The 21300-nt window shown below is 34.1% G+C and carries 22 protein-coding genes and 1 other RNA gene; 6 read left to right on the forward strand and 17 right to left on the reverse strand.

The genetic code is table 11. From position 1 onward, the window contains the following. Positions 1-47: 47 nt before the first annotated feature. The 3 genes from JQC67_RS16945 to JQC67_RS16955 are packed head-to-tail and all read left to right on the forward strand — an operon-like array spanning position 48 to position 2039. The gene (locus JQC67_RS16945; protein WP_203254099.1) at positions 48-698 is read left to right on the forward strand and encodes a hypothetical protein; all 651 of its coding nucleotides are present in this window, start codon (positions 48-50) and stop codon (positions 696-698) included. Continuing rightward, positions 676-1503: a DUF3822 family protein gene (locus tag JQC67_RS16950; RefSeq protein WP_203254100.1), complete on the forward strand. Its 828-nt coding sequence runs from the start codon at positions 676-678 to the stop codon at positions 1501-1503. The genes JQC67_RS16945 and JQC67_RS16950 overlap by 23 nt, the downstream gene beginning before the upstream one ends. Then, entirely contained in the window at positions 1503-2039 is a 537-nt protein-coding gene (locus tag JQC67_RS16955) for an RsmD family RNA methyltransferase (protein WP_203254101.1), read from the forward strand. Before JQC67_RS16950 ends, JQC67_RS16955 begins: the two co-directional genes overlap by 1 nt. 8 nt (positions 2040-2047) lie before the next feature. Here the strand turns inward: JQC67_RS16955 and rnpB are convergent. Then, an RNA gene (gene rnpB, locus JQC67_RS16960) (RNase P RNA component class A) lies at positions 2048-2363 on the reverse strand. A 109-nt stretch (positions 2364-2472) separates the two neighbouring features. On the opposite strand from rnpB, the gene JQC67_RS16965 reads away from it, so the two are divergent. Next, entirely contained in the window at positions 2473-4269 is a 1797-nt protein-coding gene (locus JQC67_RS16965; RefSeq protein WP_203254102.1) for a DNA polymerase III subunit gamma/tau, read from the forward strand. Here JQC67_RS16965 and JQC67_RS16970 read toward each other — a convergent pair. The 7 genes from JQC67_RS16970 to JQC67_RS17000 are packed head-to-tail and all read right to left on the reverse strand — an operon-like array spanning position 4258 to position 11072. Next, a complete protein-coding gene (locus JQC67_RS16970) occupies positions 4258-4617 on the reverse strand; it encodes a transmembrane 220 family protein (RefSeq protein ID WP_203254103.1) in 360 nt (119 codons plus the stop codon). The two genes, JQC67_RS16965 and JQC67_RS16970, sit on opposite strands and share 12 nt — an antisense overlap. A 21-nt stretch (positions 4618-4638) precedes the next feature. Further along, positions 4639-6015: an alkaline phosphatase family protein gene (locus JQC67_RS16975; RefSeq protein ID WP_203254104.1), complete on the reverse strand. Its 1377-nt coding sequence runs from the start codon at positions 6013-6015 to the stop codon at positions 4639-4641. 6 nt (positions 6016-6021) lie between these two features. Next, positions 6022-7215: a metabolite traffic protein EboE gene (gene eboE / locus JQC67_RS16980; RefSeq protein ID WP_203254105.1), complete on the reverse strand. Its 1194-nt coding sequence runs from the start codon at positions 7213-7215 to the stop codon at positions 6022-6024. Next, positions 7216-8388 (reverse strand): 3-dehydroquinate synthase, encoded by a 1173-nt coding sequence (locus JQC67_RS16985; protein WP_238934883.1) that lies wholly within the window; start codon positions 8386-8388, stop codon positions 7216-7218. 22 nt (positions 8389-8410) lie between these two features. Next, positions 8411-9301: a UbiA-like protein EboC gene (gene eboC, locus JQC67_RS16990; protein ID WP_203254106.1), complete on the reverse strand. Its 891-nt coding sequence runs from the start codon at positions 9299-9301 to the stop codon at positions 8411-8413. Next, positions 9301-10212 (reverse strand): TatD family hydrolase, encoded by a 912-nt coding sequence (locus JQC67_RS16995; protein WP_203254107.1) that lies wholly within the window; start codon positions 10210-10212, stop codon positions 9301-9303. The genes eboC and JQC67_RS16995 overlap by 1 nt, the downstream gene beginning before the upstream one ends. After that, positions 10212-11072: an EboA domain-containing protein gene (locus tag JQC67_RS17000; protein ID WP_203254108.1), complete on the reverse strand. Its 861-nt coding sequence runs from the start codon at positions 11070-11072 to the stop codon at positions 10212-10214. Before JQC67_RS17000 ends, JQC67_RS16995 begins: the two co-directional genes overlap by 1 nt. A gap of 205 nt (positions 11073-11277) precedes the next feature. On the opposite strand from JQC67_RS17000, the gene miaE reads away from it, so the two are divergent. Beyond that, a complete protein-coding gene (gene miaE / locus JQC67_RS17005; protein WP_203254109.1) occupies positions 11278-11859 on the forward strand; it encodes a tRNA-(ms[2]io[6]A)-hydroxylase in 582 nt (193 codons plus the stop codon). 9 nt (positions 11860-11868) lie between these two features. On the opposite strand, the gene ppk1 is transcribed toward miaE, so the two are convergent. From ppk1 to rpsA, 8 genes are all read right to left on the reverse strand, one after another. Continuing rightward, positions 11869-13944, reverse strand: coding sequence for a polyphosphate kinase 1 (gene ppk1, locus JQC67_RS17010; RefSeq protein ID WP_203254110.1), 2076 nt, complete (start codon positions 13942-13944; stop codon positions 11869-11871). Continuing rightward, positions 13941-14429 (reverse strand): SixA phosphatase family protein, encoded by a 489-nt coding sequence (locus JQC67_RS17015; protein WP_203254111.1) that lies wholly within the window; start codon positions 14427-14429, stop codon positions 13941-13943. Before JQC67_RS17015 ends, ppk1 begins: the two co-directional genes overlap by 4 nt. A gap of 57 nt (positions 14430-14486) precedes the next feature. After that, entirely contained in the window at positions 14487-15137 is a 651-nt protein-coding gene (pdxH, locus tag JQC67_RS17020; protein WP_203254112.1) for a pyridoxamine 5'-phosphate oxidase, read from the reverse strand. Between the two features lie 86 nt (positions 15138-15223). Beyond that, positions 15224-16129, reverse strand: a complete 906-nt coding sequence (locus JQC67_RS17025; RefSeq protein ID WP_203254113.1) for a ribonuclease Z — start codon at positions 16127-16129, stop codon at positions 15224-15226. Beyond that, complete coding sequence (locus JQC67_RS17030; RefSeq protein ID WP_203254114.1) at positions 16126-16458, reverse strand: ribonuclease Z; 333 nt, start codon at positions 16456-16458, stop codon at positions 16126-16128. Before JQC67_RS17030 ends, JQC67_RS17025 begins: the two co-directional genes overlap by 4 nt. A 6-nt stretch (positions 16459-16464) precedes the next feature. After that, the gene (locus tag JQC67_RS17035; protein ID WP_203254115.1) at positions 16465-17391 is read right to left on the reverse strand and encodes an aspartate carbamoyltransferase catalytic subunit; all 927 of its coding nucleotides are present in this window, start codon (positions 17389-17391) and stop codon (positions 16465-16467) included. 2 nt (positions 17392-17393) lie between these two features. Next, positions 17394-17933, reverse strand: coding sequence for a bifunctional pyr operon transcriptional regulator/uracil phosphoribosyltransferase PyrR (gene pyrR, locus JQC67_RS17040; protein ID WP_203254116.1), 540 nt, complete (start codon positions 17931-17933; stop codon positions 17394-17396). 128 nt (positions 17934-18061) lie between these two features. Beyond that, positions 18062-19894: a 30S ribosomal protein S1 gene (rpsA, locus tag JQC67_RS17045; protein WP_203254117.1), complete on the reverse strand. Its 1833-nt coding sequence runs from the start codon at positions 19892-19894 to the stop codon at positions 18062-18064. A 264-nt stretch (positions 19895-20158) separates the two neighbouring features. Here rpsA and JQC67_RS17050 point away from each other — a divergent pair, with 264 nt between their 5' ends. Beyond that, positions 20159-20539: a LysM peptidoglycan-binding domain-containing protein gene (locus JQC67_RS17050; protein WP_203254118.1), complete on the forward strand. Its 381-nt coding sequence runs from the start codon at positions 20159-20161 to the stop codon at positions 20537-20539. Between the two features lie 59 nt (positions 20540-20598). Here JQC67_RS17050 and cmk read toward each other — a convergent pair whose 3' ends face one another. Beyond that, entirely contained in the window at positions 20599-21291 is a 693-nt protein-coding gene (gene cmk / locus JQC67_RS17055; RefSeq protein ID WP_203254119.1) for a (d)CMP kinase, read from the reverse strand. Positions 21292-21300: the final 9 nt, after the last annotated feature.

Consider the following 21300-nt stretch of genomic DNA (forward strand, 5'->3'; position numbering starts at 1 on the left):
AAATTGTAGATTTGTGTTAACCACTAAATGAAATAATACTTATAGAAATGAAGACTATAATACAAATTGTACTTTGGATTGCTTGTATCTTTTTTGGCTACATGATTTACAATTCAGTTACTGGACCAATTGAATTTAAAAAAGTTAAACAAGAGCGTTTTGCCAAAGTTGTTTCGAAGCTTAAAGATATTCGAGATTCACAAGAGGCCTACAAGACAGTAAACAAGAAATACGCTAAAGACTTTAATGCATTAATTAGCTTTGTTGATACTGGCAATTACACCATTACACAACAAAGAGATTCTTCTTTTTTAAGATACAATAAGGCTTTTCAAATTGATATGCCTGTTGATACAATTCTTATTGACACTTTAGGTTCTGTAGCCGTTAAAGATTCATTGTTTAGAAATGATAATCGTTACAAGACAATGATGAATGTACCGGGTGCTCCTAATGGAGAAAAATTTGAAATGAAAGCAGCCATTGTTGATAAAGGTGGTTTTAAAGCACCTGTATTTGAAGCTAAAGTTGCCAAAAAAGTTATCTTGGCTGATCAACCCGCTGAATTATTAGCAAGAGAAAATGCTCAAGTGAGTGTTGAAGAAATAAATGGTAGCGAAATCAAAGTCGGATCATTAACCGAAGTTAGTAATACCGGTAACTGGCCTCCTATTTATGACAGTAAAATCAATAAATAAGTCAATAGAAAAATTTCATAAACTGTCCATTCAAGTTAGCTTGAATGGACTTTCTTTTTGCATATGGGACAGTATTGCCAATAGCATGCTTGTTTCTGAAAGTCTTATTTTTCAAAAAGAGCTTACGCCATATGGTGTTCAAAAAGAATTAAAAGCAATTTGTGAAAAACATAATGTAGTTGACAATGAATTTTCAGATATTATAGTAATTCACAGAAATAATCTTTTCAGCTTAGTACCCAAATCACTTTTTGACGAGAACGAACTTGCCAATTATTTAAAATTCAACACAAAGATATTAGCAAATGACCATGTGGTCTTTGATGAATTAGAAAATTTTGACATGTGTAATGTTTACGTGCCTTTTGTTAACATTAACAACTATATATTTGAGCTCTTTGGCGAGTTTATTTATAAACATAATACCACAGTAATGGTAGAGTCATTAATGAATAATCATTCTGGCGGAAATAAAACTACATGTTACGCCCATATAACTGAGTCTCAAATGGAACTTACAGTAATCTCAAACAAGAAGTTGCTACTGTATAACAGTTATGACTATGTTACCAAGGAAGATTTTATGTATTACCTTTTATTCACTTTAGAACAATTGAAAATGGATACAGAACAGGTTGCATTAAAATTGTTCGGTACCATTGCAAAAGGTGATGACCTATATAATCTTTGTTATCAATACATAAAAGATGTATCCCTTTTCACACCTACCCTTTCTACTTATGATTTCGAGTTAGATGATAGCGAACTTGAAACTATTGACTTTACTGTTTTAAGCTCACTATAATGAGAATAATATCAGGCACTTATAAAGGCAAGCGAATCACCGCCCCGAAAAAACTACCTACCCGCCCAACAACCGATATGGCCAAGGAAGGTCTGTTTAACATACTAAACAATCACTATTATTTTGAAGATTGTTCAGTGTTAGATTTATTTTCAGGTACCGGAAACATTAGTTATGAATTTGCTTCACGAGGCACTACTCAAATTACGGCGGTAGATGCAAATGCTAACTGCATAAAATTTATAGATAAAACAACCAAAGAACTTGATTTTTCTATTGAAGCGATTAAAAGTGATGTTTTCAAATATTTATCAAGAGTTAAAAGTAAAACAGATATCATTTTTGCTGACCCACCATATGCTTTAACAACTGAAGAATTTGAAAAAATTGTAATGTTGGTTTTCAAAAACGATTTGCTTCTTGAAGAAGGTCAATTGATTATTGAACATTCGCCACATACTGATTTATCTGAAGTGCAGCATTTTAGTAATAAGCGAAAATACGGTGGAAGTGTTTTTAGCTTCTTTCAGATTTAATTTTTTTTAAAAAAAGCAGGCCATAAGCCGGATTCTGTTCCACACCTGAGGTGTAGCCCTTATCATTTATCTCGGTCTTAAATTACTCTAAGACTCAATCCGCCTACCCTTCAGTTTGGGCGTGCAGCCCTCAAACACTGATTTACATGACGTTGCACCGCATAGAGTTTACCTGGTTTCACTACAGCCGAACTGTACTTGCTTTCTGTTGCACTGGTCCTCTCCGCCTTTGGCGGATGACGGGTGTTACCCGCTATACTGCACTATGGTGTCCGGACTTTCCTCTATCCGCCAATGGCGAATAGCGATAAGGTGGCCTGCTGTGAGCAAAGGTAGGGCAATTGTTGATAAGTAAACATCGAATAATGGTAAATAGAATCCATAAAAACAATGCGATTTTTATATTTGTATACTTATCAAATAAAGTTAGAATTTGGAACCTTTTGTAGTATCGGCTCGTAAATACCGTCCCCAGACATTTAAAGATGTTGTGGGCCAGAAAGCTATTACAAATACGCTAACCAATGCCATTGAGAATAATCACTTGGCACAGGCTTTATTATTTACAGGGCCTAGAGGTGTAGGTAAAACTTCGTGTGCTAGAATATTGGCTAAGAACATTAATCAAGATGGACAGGTCAGTGAAGACGAAGATTTTGCTTTTAATATTTTTGAATTAGATGCCGCCTCAAACAACTCTGTTGATGACATTCGTAATTTAACCGATCAGGTGCGTATTCCGCCACAAGTTGGCAAGTACAAGGTTTATATCATAGATGAGGTTCACATGCTCTCACAGGCAGCTTTTAATGCTTTTTTAAAGACTTTAGAAGAACCACCAAAGCATGCCATATTTATATTAGCAACTACCGAGAAGCACAAAATAATACCCACAATACTCTCAAGGTGTCAAATATTTGATTTTAAGAGAATTACAGTAAAGGATGCTACGGAATACTTAAAGTATATAGCAGAAAACCAGGGTATTGAAGCTGAAGATGATGCGTTACATATAATCGCTCAAAAAGCGGATGGTGCCATGCGTGATGCACTTTCTATATTTGATCGTGTTGTAAGCTTTTCAGGGAAACAATTGACTAGAAAAGCAGTTACAGAAAATTTAAACGTATTAGATTACGATACGTATTTTGAAGCTACTAACTTAATCTTAGAAAATAATATTCCTGATTTATTAGTACAATTCAACAAAACCTTAGCATTGGGCTTTGATGGCCATCACTTTATTTCTGGTCTTGCATCACATTTTAGAGATTTAATGGTGTGTCAACATCAACAAACAATTGAACTTTTAGAAGTTGGTGAAAACGCTAAAGAACAGTACAAAGAACAATCTAAAAAAACTTCAAGTCAATTTCTACTAAAAGCAATAGAGGTAGCTAACGACTGTGATCTCAAGTATCGCACAAGTAAAAATCAAAGATTGCTAGTGGAACTAGCATTAATGAAATTAGCATCCATAGAATATATGGGTGAAAAAAAAAATCCTGAATCAATAGCCCTTGCTAATAAAACTATTGAATTAGTACCTGCTTCCTATTTCCGACAAACAAAAAGTCCGATTGTAAAAACACAACCTGAAAAGCCGGTTGAAAAAGTTGCTGAAGAAATAAAAGTAGCTGAAAATAAAGCAGTACCTACCGAAGAATTAGTTGAAGAAATTACAACTATCTCTGAACCTCTACCCCCTACTAATACTGATGTTTTGACTAAACCAAGTGTCAAAAAAATCAATATTAAAATGCCAACCAAAAAGGTTTCGGGGCTGTCTATTTCTAGTTTAAAGGCAAAAAAAGAACACGCACTCAACAAAAAAGAAGTTCGCCTAGATCCAGCTGATCTTCCTAAAGACCCTTTCACGGAGGCTGAAATGCAACAGCATTGGGCAGATTTTGTAAATAAAATAGAAGCAAAAGGTCAAAAAATATTGGCTTCAAATCTGAATTCTGATATTCCAACTTTAAAAGAAAATAGTAAGCTCTGCATTGAGATGCCGAACGCAACTATGAAAACTGAAATTGAGCGCGAACAGTTTGAGTTGATGGAGTATTTAAAGCAGAAGCTCAACAATTACGAAATCTCGCTAAACATTACAGTGAATGAAGCTGTTGCAAAGAAATATGCTTTCACTCCTGAAGAAAAATATGAGAAACTGCGTGAAAAAAATCCAGCAATTGACTTGCTGCGCAAAACTTTTGATTTAGATCTTTAATTTTCTAACCTTATACGCTCGTAAGGCAAATACGAGTAAAACAATTGCAATTATCAAAAGGCCAAAGGCTTCTCTACCTTCTTCTACATTTTTAATATCTCCTCCTCCTATTTCAAAACCTTCAAATTTTTCGGGATAGCAATAAAAGAAACCTACTAACGCAGCTAAACCAGAAATTAATAGTGGCAGAAAAGAAACTTTGTTTAAAGCAAAAGCTAACGAAATTAGCCCTGCAATTGCCCAAATAATTATCCATATAAGCGAATCTGGATCGTTATATTGAAGTACAGCTGAAATTATAAATAAGACCGCGAATATGAATCCTAATAATTTAAACATACTCTTCATGATGCTATAATTTTAGTTAGACTAATTTAGGTTAACGTGTTGTTTTAAAATATGATAAACATCAGTTGAAGCTACCATTTTTTCTGAAATCAGGTCCGAATTATTTGAAATTAAAATTGGATAATCATCTGTATCTTCTGGTATTCTTCCGTGAGAACCTTTAACTAGCTCCGCCTTCAATGGAATGATATCAAGTACCGTTCGAAAGCCTAACTTCTTTTTCAACAACTTGAAAATAACCTTGGCCATTACAAATTTATCTTTTGGATCAGTAAGCATTTCAACAGGATCATAGCCTGGTTTCTTATGAATGTCAACCATACGTGCATAATCAGGAGCAACGGCATCATTTAACCAAAAATAATACGTAAACCACGAATCTGCGTCTGCAACAACAACCAAATCGCCACAACGCTCATGCGCTAAATGAGAAGCTTGTAATTCTTCATCAGATAAAACTTTTTCAACACCCTTAACCTTTTCCAACAAAGATTTCACCTTACCTTTTAATGATTTATCATTTAAATAAATATGTGCAATTTGATGATCAGCTACAGCAAAAGCTTTGCTAGCACCAGCATCTAACAGCTCTAAACCCTTTTCAATTCGGATGCTAATTAAACCCTCATTGCGCAGAATACGGTTTAAATGAATAGGATTATTCACATTAGTAATACCGTACTCCGAAAGTAAAACAATACTTGTATTTTGTTCTTGATAATAAGTTACCAATTGCTTCACTACCGCATCAATCTCGTTAAGGTCTTTTGAAATTATATCAAAATTGAGTCCGTGACGCTGTAAATTATAATCTAAGTGGGGTAAATACACAAAAGTTAATGTGGGATTATGAAGCTTATCTGTTTTAATAGTCGCATCAGCAATCCACTGTGATGATTTTATTGATGTTTTTGGTCCCCAAAATTGAAATAATGGAAACTCGCCTAATTCCGCTTTCAACGTATCTCTTAATTCCGCTGGATGTGAATAAAAATCAGGAGTTTTACGACCATCAGCCAAATAATTAGGCCTTGGGGTGGTACTATAATCCGCAGAAGAATACATATTATACCACCAGAAATGATTTGCACAGGTAAAATCGGGATTTGCTTTTTTGAGCTCATCCCAAATTTTATCACGCTGAACTAACTTGTTCGATTGCCGCCAAAATTTAACTTCACATTCATCTTTGAAATACCATCCATTACCCACAACACCATGCTCATTGGGATACTTTCCTGTTAAATAAGTAGACTGAGCAGAACATGTGACAGCAGGTAAAACGGGTGTAACGAATGTAGATTTACCTTGTTCCAGAAAAGATTTTATAAAAGGAGTATATTCACCGATGAGGCGCTTGGTTAACCCAACAACATTAATGACTACTGTTTTCTGCATTTCGTCTTATAGTCTTTCTTTAAGCCATTCAATCTCTCGAATAATAGACTCAGATAGATCTCTTTTTAATTCTTTAGGAAGCACATCCCAAGTATACGTTTCAATTTCTAAATGGTCAGAAACTGGGTTTGTTTTTAAATGCTCTACAACTTTTAAAATGTGGTCTTGCGTTGAAAATAACTTTCCGAACTGCTCTAAAAAAATGGGCACATGAAAATGGGCACGCATTTCAGTAAATTCTTTTCTGCTTTCTAAAACGATTGGCAAATCATTATAGGTTTTTACCTTACCATCAATTTGTTCTGTTACTTGATGTAAATAGGTAGGCTCATCAAAACGAGCTAAAGAATTCCATATTTCATCAGCATCAGCTTCTGTGTACAAAATCTTCAAAGCTGCACTTACTTGAATCTTACCGATATTTAAACCGGCATCTGCAAATTTCTTAAACGTTTCTTCAGGTTCTTCAAAAGCCAATGAAAAATGGCATATGTCATAACAAACTGTTATATATCGTTTTATAACCTCTTCCAACTTTTGGTCTTCAATATCGGTTCGTGCTCTAAGGATTTCTGATGCTATTGGCACTAAATAAGTGTCAAAAAAATCAAGAACCTCATCGCTATTTTCAAGAAGACCATCAGGTTCAGGCTCCATATCTAAATGTAAATACTTCCCTGTATTATTCTCAATATCTAATAATTGTAAAATAATTTCCGCAAGTTGTTCCGCTCCTACTTTAAAAGCCTTCTTAGTTTCTTCTTCGGATTTATGCCAGTATTTATAGCTTATCGGTGAGGTTGAAATACCACCAGACATACCTTCAGGAAGCAATTTAGAAAGTTGATTAAAAAGTCGCTTTGTATATATTAACCTTTCAGGAGTAGTCCAATCCGGAGTATGTACATCATCTTTTACACGTTCATCATGAAAGTTACCATATGGGAAACCATTCATTGTAAAAACATATAAATCATTTTGCGAAAGCCAATCTGTGAACTGAGTGAAATTATTTCCTTCATTCAATTCTTCACTTGCTTTGTTAGACAATCGCAGTCCCAATCCAAAAGATTCGTTTGGCGACACCTTACTTTTAATTCCTGGCACATATTCTTTCAGACTTGTAAAAGTACTTTCCCAATTAGAACCAGGATGAATATTAGTGCAATAACTTAAATGAAATGTATTATTAACCTTCATCTATTTTTGAATTTTTATTTCGCAATTTTTATTGAGTTGAACTATTGCCTTTTTCATTTTATCAATATCAATTACATTAACATCATGCTTGACTCCTATTCCGTTAATTAAGGTAATACATAGATCACCTCCCAAATGCTCTTGAAATTCTTGAAGTCCTTTTAAAAGATTATCAGTTTCACTTGGGGTTTCTACAGGAATAGCTAAATCAAATCCAATTTGCTCCATCACGGTTATAATCCTATTCAAATCAGACTCTGTTATCAATCCTAATAATTGAGTATATGTAACATCTAGGGCAATACCCTTAGCAACAGCCTCACCATGTCTTAATTCATAATTGGTTATTTGCTCCATCTTATGTGCTGCCCAATGACCAAAATCTAATGGTCTTGAAGACCCACTTTCAAAAGGATCACCACCTTGCGCAATATGATGCATGTGCATTTCTGCACATTTATAAATCACATATTGCATCGACTCCATATCACGTTCTTGCAATTTTATGGCATTAGTTTCAATGTATTCAAAAAATGCTTTGTCTTTTATAAGCGCAACTTTTATCGCTTCCGCAACACCGGAAATCCAATCGCGTTGTTCGAGCGTTGTTAGAAAATGGCTATCGTTAATTATTGCATATGGAGGAGCAAACGTGCCCAAGAAATTCTTTTTACCGAAGCTATTAAAACTATTTTTTACACCAACGGCAGAATCATTCTGTGACAAAACTGTGGTAGGAATACGTATCAACTTCACACCTCTATGCGCCACAGCAGCCGCATAACCTACCATATCAATTACAGCACCACCTCCTATAGCTACAACAAATGAATGTCTATCAATATGAAAATCATTAATTCCTCTTAAAACCTTTTCTACTTGATCATAATCATTTTTACATTCCTCACCGCCAGTCACTAAAATGTTTGCTGTATGCGCTATGTTATTTTGAAAATGGTCACAATAGGCTTTAATATCATCGACTAACTTTGGATGATGCTTAGCAACACCATCATCAATTACGAAAAGCAACTTAACTTTTTCATTCTTTTTATATCCCTCTAAAACAGTATGAAATTGGGGGTTCTGAATATTAAACAAATACTCCGTAAAGTATAATTTATACTCGTAAGCTACAGAAAAAGATTGCGCTATAGGTTTCAATTGTATCAACTTTATAAGATGTTTTATTTATTTAAGTAACTGCAAAAATCTTTGACAGCAGCATTGATAATGGCAATAATAATAAAATTAACAGACCATACCACCAATACGAAAAACCAACGGCTAATGCTGCATCTAACACAATGAGCGAAAGCACACCAGCAATAACAGCCTTTTTAATATTATTGGGCGAATTTAATCGGTAGGCATTCATTAATGGCTTAAAAACCAAAAACGCAAATAGACCTAAAAACGGTATTACATGCATAATTTGATCTGTTTTATACAGCACTATACTAATAACGCCTATAATCACGAGTACGTACAAAATTGATGCCCAAATAATATGTTTTTTATTATCCCCATGAACCTCTCCTCTACTTATTAAGGTAATTGCAAAAATATATACCAACGGAATAATCGCGAACCATACGTTTGTTAGCTCTCCTAAAACGGACATGCCCAAGAGTAAATTTAAACTTCTGCAAAGTCCCATATTGAAAGGTCCGAAAAAACCATGTTTTTTAGATGCAGCATCATACAGCACAATAGCTAATGCCAATGCTATAGAAATATAACCACTTAATTCATTCACTAAAAAAGCCAAGAACACACCAATCAACAATAAAATAGTACCGAAGACAGTGGCCTTTTTTAATGGAATTAACCCACTTGGAATAGGCCGTTCAGGTCTTTCAACAGCATCTAGTTCGTAGTCAAAAACATCGTTTAGAACAACGCCACCAGCGTACAGAAAAACTGAAGCAAAAACCAATAAAAATAAGGATTGAGATGAAAATGATGCTATTTCAAAATTCACCAATAAACCCCCAATGGCTACCCCTGCAAAAATATCTGCTGCTGCTGTAGGTAGGTTTGCAGGCCGCATTAATTGTAAATAGCCCTTTAGAACACTACTCATTAGTGAATTTTATCAGTATTTTCAATTTTTGGGTCTTGCCCCCTTAAAACACTATTATTATTAAAAAGCTCTGTTTGGTTGACGCCTTTAGCATTCATCCAATCCGATTCTTTCATTTTTCCGTTTTCACCGAAAGCGTCTAATGCATTTTGATAGCAGGTTTTAATCACATGTTCTTTGGCAATACCACTCTTGAGCATTAGTGCCGCAGTTTTTGGAACAGCTAGCGGATCACTGACTCCCCAATCTGCAGAACTATCAACTATAATATCTTTACTTCCATATTTTTTAACCACTTCAACCATTCGTTCATTACCCATTTTAGTATTTGGGTAAATGGTAAAAGCAGCAATGAAACCTCTATTCAATACTTCTTCTACAGTTTCTTCATTATTGTGATCAATAATAACTCTTGAAGGATCTAAACCATGTTCTAAGCATACTTCCATACTTTTAATGGTACCAGCTTTTTTATCTCTATGTGGTGTATGAACTTGAACAACCATATTTAACTCCTTAGCTAATTCCAACTGAATTCTAAAATACTTGTCTTCAGCGGCAGTTTGATCGTCATATCCGATTTCACCAATAGCAACAACATTCTCTTTATGTACGTAAAGTGGTAATAACTCAATAACCTGTTCAGCCAAGGCTTCGTTATTTGCCTCTTTAGAATTTAATCCAATAGTACAGTAATGCTGAATACCAAATTGGCTTGCACGAAAAGGCTCCCAACCGACCAAACTACTGTAATAGTCTTGAAAAGACCCCACCTTAGTTCGTGGTTGACCTAACCAAAATGAAGGCTCAATAAGTGCAACAATTCCAGCTTTTGCCATTGCCTCATAATCATCAGTTGTTCTTGAACTCATGTGTACATGAGGATCAATAAACATCATTTTATCTTCCATTATTCTTCTTTTATGGTTTCCCAGCTAAGTGCTGCGTTTTCTATTTGTTGAATCAAATTTTGATGCCCATTTAATAAGTTTTTGGCATCTTGATTGTCTGAATGATAACAACACAAAGCTCCTGCTCTATTTTCAATTTTACTTTCGCTGCTTAGCAATCGTTTCATATCTTCTAAAAGTTCAGCACTTAGAAATTTAGTTACAGGCCGCCAAAAATCAGGGTCGATATCTCTACCTGCCGCCCATCGTTCATGTGCATAATCGGAGATTATTCTAGCTAAGTCTTTATTTGCTCTTTTATCTATATCAGAAATAGCACTTAAATCACCCTGCATGAAAGCGGTTTTCAAGAACATCTGATTCCATTGTTGGTCATCAAAATAGATTCCCGGGTACGGATTATTATACGCCAACGCATTAAAAACCGTTGAAATATTTGTGCGTAAGGCATCAACTGCAACCATTTTATACTTTTCAGCATTTGGCAGTAAAATCAAAAATTTTAAAAATGTTTCTAGTTCACCAGTGTCAGCTACCTCAATAATATTAGCCACTTTCGAACTAAAAAAATCTTCATCTGCATTCAAAATGTTCACCAGTAAATACATTCTGGTTAACTGTCGAATATTTCCATTTTGTATTTCGATATAATCTTTAAAATCTTGATGTAGCTCCGATGTATCGAAATTATCATTTATGGTAACCTTTGAAGCTATTAAACTATATGTTAGATAAAGATCTTTGGTAGACTTCTCGTTAACTATAGTTACTATTTTGCCATCTATCCAGTTTTTGGTATCAGACGCAACATTAGCTTTTATAATATTTTCAAGTTGAGAAATTGTGTCTTTAAAATACATCAAAATACTAGTTAAGTTTGGCAATTGTACCCAGTGCAAAGAGGTTGAAAACTTTTTTTGCTAAGTGTTTTCCAAAAATAAAGCTATTTATCCGAAGAAAAAATATGAACTATCATAGTATTTACTGCTATTTTCAAATGAAACATGATACTTTCAAATCGCTTTCTTGTTATTCTTTTTACTTTTGTTTTAAAATGAAGAATTTATGTTAGGCCTGAAGCTACCTACCGACCCTAGATGGGTTAATATTGTTGAGAAAAATATTGATGAAATATTGACTGATCACGCGTATTGTGAGCAAAAAGCAGCAAGTACAGCTATTTCGCTGATTGTGAGTTTCCCAGAATACCCAGAATTAATTGAGGAAATGATTGCATTATCGCGAGAAGAAATGGGACATTTTAAAATGGTACATGATCGAATTCTTTCGCGTGGAAAAACCTTAGGCCGTGACCGAAAAGATGAATATGTTTTAAAGCTGATAAAATTCTTTCCTAAAGGAGGCAGCAGAACAACCCAACTTGTTCACAGGCTTTTATATGCAGGCTTAATTGAAGCCAGAAGCTGTGAACGATTTCGTTTGCTTTCTGAAGAACTAGAAGATAAAGAATTAGCAGATTTCTACCACAAATTGATGGTAAGCGAAGCAAGCCATTATACGATGTTTTTAAAATTCGCCCGCCAATATGGAAACAAAGAAGAAGTTGACCGAAAATGGCAAGACCTTCTTATTTACGAGGCAGAAATCATGAAAAACTTAGGCACCCAAGAAAGCATTCATGGATAACTGTTAATTTTAATTTTCTAATTTATTTAGGTAATAGTCATACATAGCAAATTGTGATCTAACTTTTGGCTTATCATTTTTTCGATACGCATTATCTTGCTCTTCATTGAAAACACGAGCTTTTACATTGTCACTCCATGCAATTTCAAATGTATCTAAAAGCTCATTCTTAATATCTTCATCATAAATTGGGCAACCTACTTCTACCCTATTTTCAATATTTCTAGTCATAAAGTCCGCTGATGAAATGTACACTTTAGTATCGCCATCATTACAGAATATGAACATTCTAGGGTGTTCTAAGAATTTATCTACAATACTAATTGCTTCAATGTTTTCACTAAGTCCTTTTATACCCGGAATCAAACAACATACCCCTCTTACAATCAATTGTATTTTAACCCCAGCCTGACTTGCTTCATACAATTTATCAATCATTTTATAAGAGGTAAAACTGTTCATTCTAATTTTTATGAATGCTTCTTTACCCGTAATAGCATTTGCAATTTCCTCATTAATTAACTTCTTAAACTTACTTTCTGTGTAATGTGGAGAAACAATTAAATGCTTGAATTTTTTAATTTTATAGGTTGTCTCAAAGAATTCAAAAACCTTATTTAATTCTTTTACAATTGGCGGATGAGCCGTAAACAAAGTATAATCCGTATAAATTTTAGCGGTTGATTCATTAAAATTGCCTGTACTTATAAACGCATAACGTTTTATACCTTCACTTTCTTCACGCTCAATTACACAGATTTTACTGTGCACTTTTAAGCCAGGAACACCAAAAATTAGCTTTACGCCTTCCGCTTGTAACTGTTCTGCATATTCAATATTTGCTTGTTCATCAAAACGCGCTTGAAGTTCTATCTGCACTGTAACTTTTTTACCGTTCTTGGCCGCATTAATTAAAGCAGAAGCAACTTGAGAATTATTTGCTAAACGGTAAACTGTTAATTTAATAGTGCGCACTTTAGGATCAAGAGCTGCCTCGCGTAAAAATTTTAAAACATAAGCAAATGTATGATAAGGCGTATACTGCAAATAATCTTTAACGGCAATCTTTTCTAATAAGCTACCCTCCCAACTAAGTCCAACTACAGGTAAGGCTTTAATTTTATCATACAGTAAATCTTTTCTTCCTAAACTAGGAAATCCCATATAATCACGTCTATTATGATAACGACCACCAGGTATTACACTATCGGCATCTTCAATCATCATTTTTTCCTTCAATAACTTGAGGGTATCTTTTCCTATTTGTTTATCATAAACGAAACGAACAGGATCACTGATTTTTCTATGCTCAACACTAGATGAAATTTTCTCGATAAAACTCTTACTAAGGTCATTGTCAATATCTAATTCAGCATCTCTTGTAATCTTAATCATATGCGCTGAAATAGATTCATAATTAAACATGTTGAAAATGTTTCTAAGGCAATATCGAATTAAGTCATCAAGCATAATGATAAAACTCTTTCCGTTTTCTTTAGGAAGCTCCACAAAACGTTCAATACCTTTTGGAATTTCTATTAAAGCATATTGAGCTTCTTTTTTAGTTTGAGTAGTATCTGATTCAACTAAAACCATTTTCACCGCTAAATAGGCTGCAGTATCTTTTAGCATCGGAAACTGAGTCAGCTCATCTAAGATAATAGTCATCAAACGTGGACTCACCTTTTTTATAAAATACTCTTTTATAAAGCTTTTTTGACTTTCGTTTAATTCATCTTCTTGCAAAATGAAAATATCTTGCTGCTCTAATTCTTCTTCAATATCTTTTAGAATTTCAAGACTTTCAGATTGCTGCCGAATCACAATATCAGTAATCTCTTCTAAAAGATCTTTTGCAATATCACCACCCAGCACACTCTTACCAGTTTTACCCGCATCAAAAATACGCTTGACAGTTGCATACCGCACTTTAAAAAATTCATCAAGATTATTAGAAAAAATACCTAAAAACCGGAGTCTCTCAATTAGCGGCACATCTTTATCTGCACTCTCTTGAAGTACGCGCTCATTAAATTTCAACCAGCTTATTTCTCTATTTATATATTGGTTCTTTGACTTAATCATGCTCTTAAATGTTTTGGAAAAATAGTTTGTAGGGTTGTTCCTTTTGAAATCTTTGACCAGTCTTCAACCTTGAATTCTAATGCAACATAACCGCTCGTAGGAACATTGTCAATATAGGTATTTCCTAATGAATTGGCAATATGTGTAAAGGCATGATTATGCCCAAAAATCATTACCGTATTGATATCTTTTTTAATATTTCTTATAAATTGAAGCACATCATCACCTGAAAAATCATAGAGCTCATTTACAACTTCTAATTTTTCAAAAGGAAAATTTAATTGTCTCAAAAAAATGGTACATGTATGTAATGCTCTATTCGCCGGACTTGAATACACTGCATCAATTTCAAGATTATTAGAAAGCACTTCTGTACTTACTAATAAGGCATCATTTATTCCCCTTTCGGAAAGTGGCCTATCTCGATCACTAACCGAATATTCCCATGATGATTTTCCATGACGAACAAGTAATATTTTTTTCATTTACAAATCAATAAACTGTATTCTAATACTTCTTAAATAAAATTTACAAATTATGCATTATGGTGCTAACCTTTCAATTTTCCAATCAAAATTATCTTCTAACAAAGTGTACCGTATTCGATCGTGTAGTCTATTGGGTCTACCTTGCCAAAACTCCATAGAAACAGGCTTAACAATATATCCGCCCCAATTTTCTGGTCTATTTATTGCTGTACCACTAACTTCTTTTTCCAATTCTTTTAGTTTTTCTTCTAAAAACTCTCGAGAAGGAATAACTTGACTCTGATTAGATACAATAGCACCCAACTTGCTTCCTTCAGGTCGTGATTCAAAATAACCATCTGATAAGTTCTCCGAAATTTTCTCAGCCTTACCTTTGATAATTATTTGGCGCTCTAAAACAGGCCAGAAAAAAGAAACACAAACATTTGGGTTTTGGGCTATCGCTTTACCTTTTTCACTTTCATAGTTAGTATAAAATATAAAACCCTCTTCAGTATACTTTTTTAAAAGCACTACTCTATTTTTCGGGTAACCATCAATACCAACAGTAGCTATTGTCATTGCATTAGGTTCTTCAGCACTATCTGAATTCTCTACTTCATAAAACCAAGTTTGAAAAAGCTGCATCGGGTTATCAGAAATAACACCTTCGGTTAATGCACTTTTTTCATATGATTTTCTATAACTACTTAGATCTTTTTCCATTACGTTTCTATCTTTAAACAAGATAAGTAAAGTTCAGAAAAAGTTAGTTAAACGAGAACCGAATATGTTAAAATTGAAGTTAAATTTTATATTTCTATAACCTTGCCATCATCCGCTAGTTCTACATTTTGAAATATACTTATTGATTCTTCTTTAAATAAATTAATCGACTTATACCTGGTAGAATAATGACCTAAAATCAACTTCTTTGCAAAAGCTGCCTTTGCGATTGTAGCTGCTTGTTTTGCTGTAGAATGTTTTGTTTTTTTCGCAAGATGTTCTTCTGATTCTAAAAAAGTAGCTTCATGGTACAATGCATCAACATTGTTGATTATTGGTAAAATATCAGGCTTATAGGCCGTATCACTACAAAAAGCATAACTTTTAGTTGCAGGAGGATCAAAAGTTAAAAGCGCATTATTTATTTCACTACCATTATCTAATGTGACATTTCTGCCATTTTTTATATTTTGAAAATAAGCTTTGTCAATTTTATATTTTGCTACTGCTTCTATATTTAATTTACGCTCTCCCAATTTTTCTCGAAATAGAAAACCATTTGTGTAAACTCTGTGATCCAGTGGTATAGTTTCAACTGTTACTTTATCATCTTCATATATAAGTTCGCTCTCTTTAGATGTTAACTCATGAAATATAAGGGGATAATTTGTCCAAGAATCACCCAGTTTCAAAAGCAATGTAATCGCTTCTTTGATTCCTTTTGGACCATAAATATGCATTTCTTTATCCCTACCCAAAAGGCGAAAAGTTGATATTAATCCCGGTAAACCGAAGAAATGATCACCGTGTAAATGTGAAATAAAAATATGATTTACGCGTGAAAACTTAATTTTATGCTTACGAAGTTGTACTTGAGTACCCTCACCACAATCAATTAAAAACATGTGGTTTTTTATTTCAAGAAGCTGTGAAGTTGGGTTGGTTAATGTTCTTGGCGTAGCTGCATAACAACCGAGTATGGTCAACTTCATAAATCAAGATCTCTTTCAATTTCTTCCATTTCTATAAAATCATGCGCCTCTCTAATAGTTGGTACCAAGCATATTTCTTCTGGGGTTTCATTGTAATTTACCTTTGAAGTAACTAAAACAAATGATTTATTCTTTAAACGATGCTGATTAGAAATTTGTAAAAATTCTAAAATATCATCTGCTGTTAATTTCGAGAAAGAAAAGAGGTTAACAATTAAATGGTCGTCTTTTATTTTTGGATATGCTGCATTTAAATTCTTTAGAAATTCAACCAAAGAAATATTCTCTTGAAACACCGTAGTTGTGTTACCTTTTTTATCAAAAATCATTTCGTTTTATTTTATTTTGGAAGCCAATAAATAAATTACCGCCATGCGAATGGCCACACCATTTTCAACTTGATTCAGAATAATACTTTGATCCGAATCCGCTACATCACTAGTAATCTCTACCCCTCTATTTATAGGGCCGGGATGCATTATTGTAATTTCCTTGTCCAAACTATTCAATAAAGCCTTGTTTACACCAAATTGTTGCGCGTATTCTCTAGTGGTTGGAAAATAGCTCATATCCATACGTTCATTTTGTACCCGTAACATATTGGCCACATCACACCACTCAAGCGCTTTTCTTAAATTAGTTTCTACGGTAACACCTAAACTTTCAATATGCTTGGGCATCAATGTTTTTGGTCCACACACTTTCACATTTGCTCCTTGCAATTTTAATGCAAAAATATTTGACAAAGCAACGCGCGAGTGCAGAATATCACCAACAATAACTATATTTTTCCCTGCAACCTGACCGAAACGTTCACGTATTGAATAGGAATCGAGCAATGCTTGCGTAGGGTGTTCATGCGCTCCATCACCAGCATTGACAATTGAAGCATTTACATGTTTTGACAAGAAAATTCCTGCTCCTGGATTAGGGTGACGCATTACAACCATATCAACTTTCATTGAAAGAATATTGTTGACCGTATCTATAAGCGTTTCTCCTTTTTTAACCGAAGACTGTCCTGCAGAAAAATTAATAACATCTGCAGATAATCGTTTTTCTGCCAATTCAAAAGAAAGTTTTGTACGTGTACTATTTTCAAAAAAGATATTAGCAATAGTAATATCTCTTAAAGAAGGCACCTTTTTTATGGATCGATTGATAACCTCTTTAAAATGATCAGCAGTTTCAAAAATGAGTTGAATATCACTTTTGTTGAGATATTTAATACCTAGTAAGTGTTTTACACTTAATTCGCTCATTCTTATTTATTTATCAAATAAATGATGTCTTTACCATCGTTCTCTTTCCAAAGTACTTTTACCTTTTCATTGTTAATTGCATCAACTTGTCTACCTCTATAATTAGGTTGTATAGGCAAATGTCTACTAAACCTTCTATCAATAAGCGTCAGCAATTCAATTTCAGCTGGTCTACCAAATGATTGTATCGCAGTCAAAGCAGCTCTAATACTTCTCCCTGTATACAATACATCATCTATAAGTACAACCTTTTTATCTTCTACCAAAAAATTGATATTTGTTTTATTCGCTTCTAAAGGTTTTTCACCTCGTCGAAAATCATCGCGATAAAAAGTAATGTCTAATGAACCAAGATCTATATGCTTTACTTTATACTCTTCTTTCAACAATTTAGTTAATCTTTCGGCTAAAAAAATGCCTCTCGGTTGCAAACCAATCAATACAGTATTACTAAAATCTAGGTGACTTTCAAGCAATTGACAGGCCAAACGGTGAAGTATGATTTGTATTTCTTTAGAAGAGAGCAGTACTTTTTGACTCATATCTTTTATTGGCCAATGCTTTTAGCATAACAAAAATAGGGAATTATCAGCGAATCACCTTTGTGAATTAAAAACAAAAAAGCCCTAACATTTCTGCTAGGGCTTTTCTATAAAATATAGCAATAAGATTATTTATCGTTTGCTTCCATTTTATCTTTCAATGCTTGTAATGCATCATTGGCATCACCTAAAGTAGGTTTAGCTTCATCAGCTGATTTACTAGCACGTTTCTGAGCTGCTTTTACATTACGCACTTCTTCTTCTTTGAAGATTGCGGTATGACTTGCAACAACTCTCTTGAAATCTTTATTGAATTCAATGATTTTAAACTCAGCTTCTTCACCTTTATTTAATTTCTTACCATCTTCTTTTTCTAAATGGCGTTGAGGTATAAAGGCTGTGATGTCTTCATTAAACTCAATAGTAGCACCTTTATCAACAATATCAGATATTGTTGCTTTATGTACAGTACCTAAAGCGAATTCAGTTTCGTATTTATCCCAAGGATTTTCAGTAGTCTGTTTGTGACCTAAGCTTAACTTACGACCGTCAACATCTAATTCTAATACCTCAATTTCGATAGTATCACCTACGTTTACGAATTCTGATGGATGCTTGATTTTCTTAGTCCAAGAAAGATCAGAGATATAAATCAAACCATCAATACCTTCTTCCATTTCAACAAATACGCCGAAGTTGGTGAAGTTTCTAACAATACCTTTATGACGTGAGCCAACTGGGTATTTAGTAGTGATATCAGTCCATGGATCTGGAGTCAATTGCTTGATACCAAGAGACATTTTTCTATCTTCTCTATCTAAGGTTAATACAACCGCTTCAACCTCATCACCTACTTTTACAAAATCTTGTGCAGATCTTAAGTGCGTAGACCATGACATTTCAGAAACGTGAATTAAACCTTCAACACCTTCAACTACTTCAATGAAAGCACCGTAATCAGCAATAACAACAACCTTACCTTTAACTTTGTCTCCAATTTTAATTTCGTCAGACAATGCTTCCCAAGGATGCTTCTCTAATTGCTTCATACCCAATTGAATTCTTGACTTGTTTTCGTCAAAATCCAAGATAACCACATTAAGTTTCTGATCTAATTCTACCACCTCGTTCGGGTGATTAATTCTAGACCAAGAAAGGTCAGTAATGTGAACTAAGCCATCAACACCACCAAGATCAATAAACACACCATAAGAAGTAATGTTCTTAACAACACCTTCTAATACTTGTCCTTTTTCTAACTGGCTAATGATTTCTTTCTTCTGTTCTTCGATATCAGCCTCAATAAGTGCTTTATGCGAAACAACAACGTTTTTGAATTCGTGATTAATTTTAACCACTTTGAATTCCATGTTCTTACCAACATACTGATCGTAATCACGTATTGGTTTAACATCGATTTGAGAACCTGGCAAGAATGCTTCAATTCCAAATACATCGACAATCATACCTCCTTTAGTACGACATTTAACAAAACCACTAACAATTTCTTCATTGTCATGTGCTTTATTCACACGATCCCATGCCATGATGGTACGTGCTTTTCTGTGAGACAATACTAATTGTCCACTCTTATCTTCTCGTATATCTATAAGAACCTCAACTTTGTCACCAACCTTTAAATCAGGATTGTAACGAAATTCATTTAATGATATTACACCTTCAGATTTGGCATTAATATCAATAATAGCCTCACGGTCAGTCAAATACACCACTGTACCTGTAACTACTTCTTCATCAGCCGTGTCAACAAAATTCTCTTCGACTAACTTTTCAAATTCTTTTAGTTTTGAGTCATCAACACGCTCAATACCTTGCTCGTATTTATCCCAATCAAAACTCTCTAAAAATTCTTTTGGATCTTGGACAGGAACTGCCACTTTTTCTTCTTGTTTTACCACTTCGGTTTCTTCTACCGGGGTAGTTTCTTTTTCTTCAGCCATTTGAAGATTAAATTTGTATTCTGTGTTTTTAAAGAGTTAAACGACTATCACAGAAGTTGTTATACGTTTGTTTTTTAAATATCCTTTTTCACTCTTTATGCTGCCGCTTAAAAAAGGAGTGCAAAAATACAATTTAATTATTGTTTTAACCAACAATATGCCTATTTGTAGCCTATTAAAGCAGCTATTTTCACTCTGCATCCCATTTTTTCTATAATAATCACTATTTTTACTGTATAAATATTAACCATTTAAACAAAAAAAATGAGCGTTAAAGCAAAATATCAAGAGGTTTTGACCCTTGGAGAGCAATTAGGAGTAAAAGATGGTGCTGTTTCTGAAGAAGGTGGAGTTCTAAAAATAAAGGGTGTTGCAAACACTCAATATGAGAAAAACCTTATGTGGGATAAAATCAAAGAACTTGGTGGCGATAGTCCTGCTGATATCAAAGCAAACATTACTGTTGAAGATACTTCAGTTTATGCAAGACATACTGTTAAAGGTGGTGAATCTTTAAGTAAAATTGCTAAGCATTACTACGGTGACGCAATGAAATACAAAGAGATTTTTTCTGCAAATACTGGAATATTAAAGAACCCAGATGTAATTCATCCGGATCAAGTTTTAGTTATTCCTAACTTATAGGCAGTAACAACATTGAAATTAAAAAGGGATGCACTTGCATCCCTTTTTTTATTACTTATTTATTTTTTGTTTATAAGTCGCAACGCATAACCATGCAGCCTTTCAAATTGATCTTGAAGTCCGATATCACTATTATCAAATTCAATAGCATCTTCGGCTTTTCGCAAAGGAGAAAATTCTCGATTTGAATCAATAAAATCTCTGGATTCTACATTTTCTAAAACTTCTTGATAGGTCACCTGCTCTCCCCTATCTAACAATTCTTTATAACGACGTGTAGCCCGAGCTTTGGGCGAAGCAGTCATAAAAACTTTGAGCTCTGCCTGCGGAAAGACGACAGTGCCAATATCACGGCCATCCATTACAATCCCCTTCTCTTTACCCATTTCTTGCTGCATTTCTACTAATTTGACGCGAACAGCCTGAATTTCGGCAACTGGACTAACAAAAGCAGAAACATTTAAGGTTCGTATTTCCTTTTCAACATTTTCGCCATTCAGATAAATTTCTGAAAAGCCAAGACCTTCATTAAATACGAATTTGAGATTTATTTTAGGTAAATCATTTACTAATGCCTCAACGTTTTTATCAGCACTTCCAAAATAGCCTTTTCGAATTGCATACAACGTTACAGCCCTATACATAGCACCTGTATCAACATATACATAGCCTAAATCTTTAGCTAAATGCTTTGCAACAGTACTTTTACCGGTGGAAGAATAGCCGTCAATTGCGATGGTAATTTTGCGCATACTTCAAAA

This window comes from Aurantibacter crassamenti (assembly GCF_016811105.1).
GTDB classification, from domain to species: Bacteria; Bacteroidota; Bacteroidia; order Flavobacteriales; family Flavobacteriaceae; genus Aurantibacter_A; species Aurantibacter_A crassamenti.

Bases quoted from the DNA above. Each gene is read 5' to 3' on its own strand.
- JQC67_RS16945 (WP_203254099.1), top strand. From the start codon at position 48: ATGAAGACTATAATACAAATTGTACTTTGGATTGCTTGTATCTTTTTT.
- JQC67_RS16950 (WP_203254100.1), top strand. From the start codon at position 676: ATGACAGTAAAATCAATAAATAAGTCAATAGAAAAATTTCATAAACTG.
- JQC67_RS16955 (WP_203254101.1), top strand. From the start codon at position 1,503: ATGAGAATAATATCAGGCACTTATAAAGGCAAGCGAATCACCGCCCCG.
- JQC67_RS16970 (WP_203254103.1), bottom strand. From the start codon at position 4,617: ATGAAGAGTATGTTTAAATTATTAGGATTCATATTCGCGGTCTTATTT.
- JQC67_RS16975 (WP_203254104.1), bottom strand. From the start codon at position 6,015: ATGCAGAAAACAGTAGTCATTAATGTTGTTGGGTTAACCAAGCGCCTC.
- eboE (WP_203254105.1), bottom strand. From the start codon at position 7,215: ATGAAGGTTAATAATACATTTCATTTAAGTTATTGCACTAATATTCAT.
- eboC (WP_203254106.1), bottom strand. From the start codon at position 9,301: ATGAGTAGTGTTCTAAAGGGCTATTTACAATTAATGCGGCCTGCAAAC.
- JQC67_RS16995 (WP_203254107.1), bottom strand. From the start codon at position 10,212: ATGGAAGATAAAATGATGTTTATTGATCCTCATGTACACATGAGTTCA.
- JQC67_RS17000 (WP_203254108.1), bottom strand. From the start codon at position 11,072: ATGTATTTTAAAGACACAATTTCTCAACTTGAAAATATTATAAAAGCT.
- miaE (WP_203254109.1), top strand. From the start codon at position 11,278: ATGTTAGGCCTGAAGCTACCTACCGACCCTAGATGGGTTAATATTGTT.
- ppk1 (WP_203254110.1), bottom strand. From the start codon at position 13,944: ATGATTAAGTCAAAGAACCAATATATAAATAGAGAAATAAGCTGGTTG.
- JQC67_RS17015 (WP_203254111.1), bottom strand. From the start codon at position 14,429: ATGAAAAAAATATTACTTGTTCGTCATGGAAAATCATCATGGGAATAT.
- pdxH (WP_203254112.1), bottom strand. From the start codon at position 15,137: ATGGAAAAAGATCTAAGTAGTTATAGAAAATCATATGAAAAAAGTGCA.
- JQC67_RS17025 (WP_203254113.1), bottom strand. From the start codon at position 16,129: ATGAAGTTGACCATACTCGGTTGTTATGCAGCTACGCCAAGAACATTA.
- JQC67_RS17030 (WP_203254114.1), bottom strand. From the start codon at position 16,458: ATGATTTTTGATAAAAAAGGTAACACAACTACGGTGTTTCAAGAGAAT.
- JQC67_RS17035 (WP_203254115.1), bottom strand. From the start codon at position 17,391: ATGAGCGAATTAAGTGTAAAACACTTACTAGGTATTAAATATCTCAAC.
- pyrR (WP_203254116.1), bottom strand. From the start codon at position 17,933: ATGAGTCAAAAAGTACTGCTCTCTTCTAAAGAAATACAAATCATACTT.
- rpsA (WP_203254117.1), bottom strand. From the start codon at position 19,894: ATGGCTGAAGAAAAAGAAACTACCCCGGTAGAAGAAACCGAAGTGGTA.
- JQC67_RS17050 (WP_203254118.1), top strand. From the start codon at position 20,159: ATGAGCGTTAAAGCAAAATATCAAGAGGTTTTGACCCTTGGAGAGCAA.
- cmk (WP_203254119.1), bottom strand. From the start codon at position 21,291: ATGCGCAAAATTACCATCGCAATTGACGGCTATTCTTCCACCGGTAAA.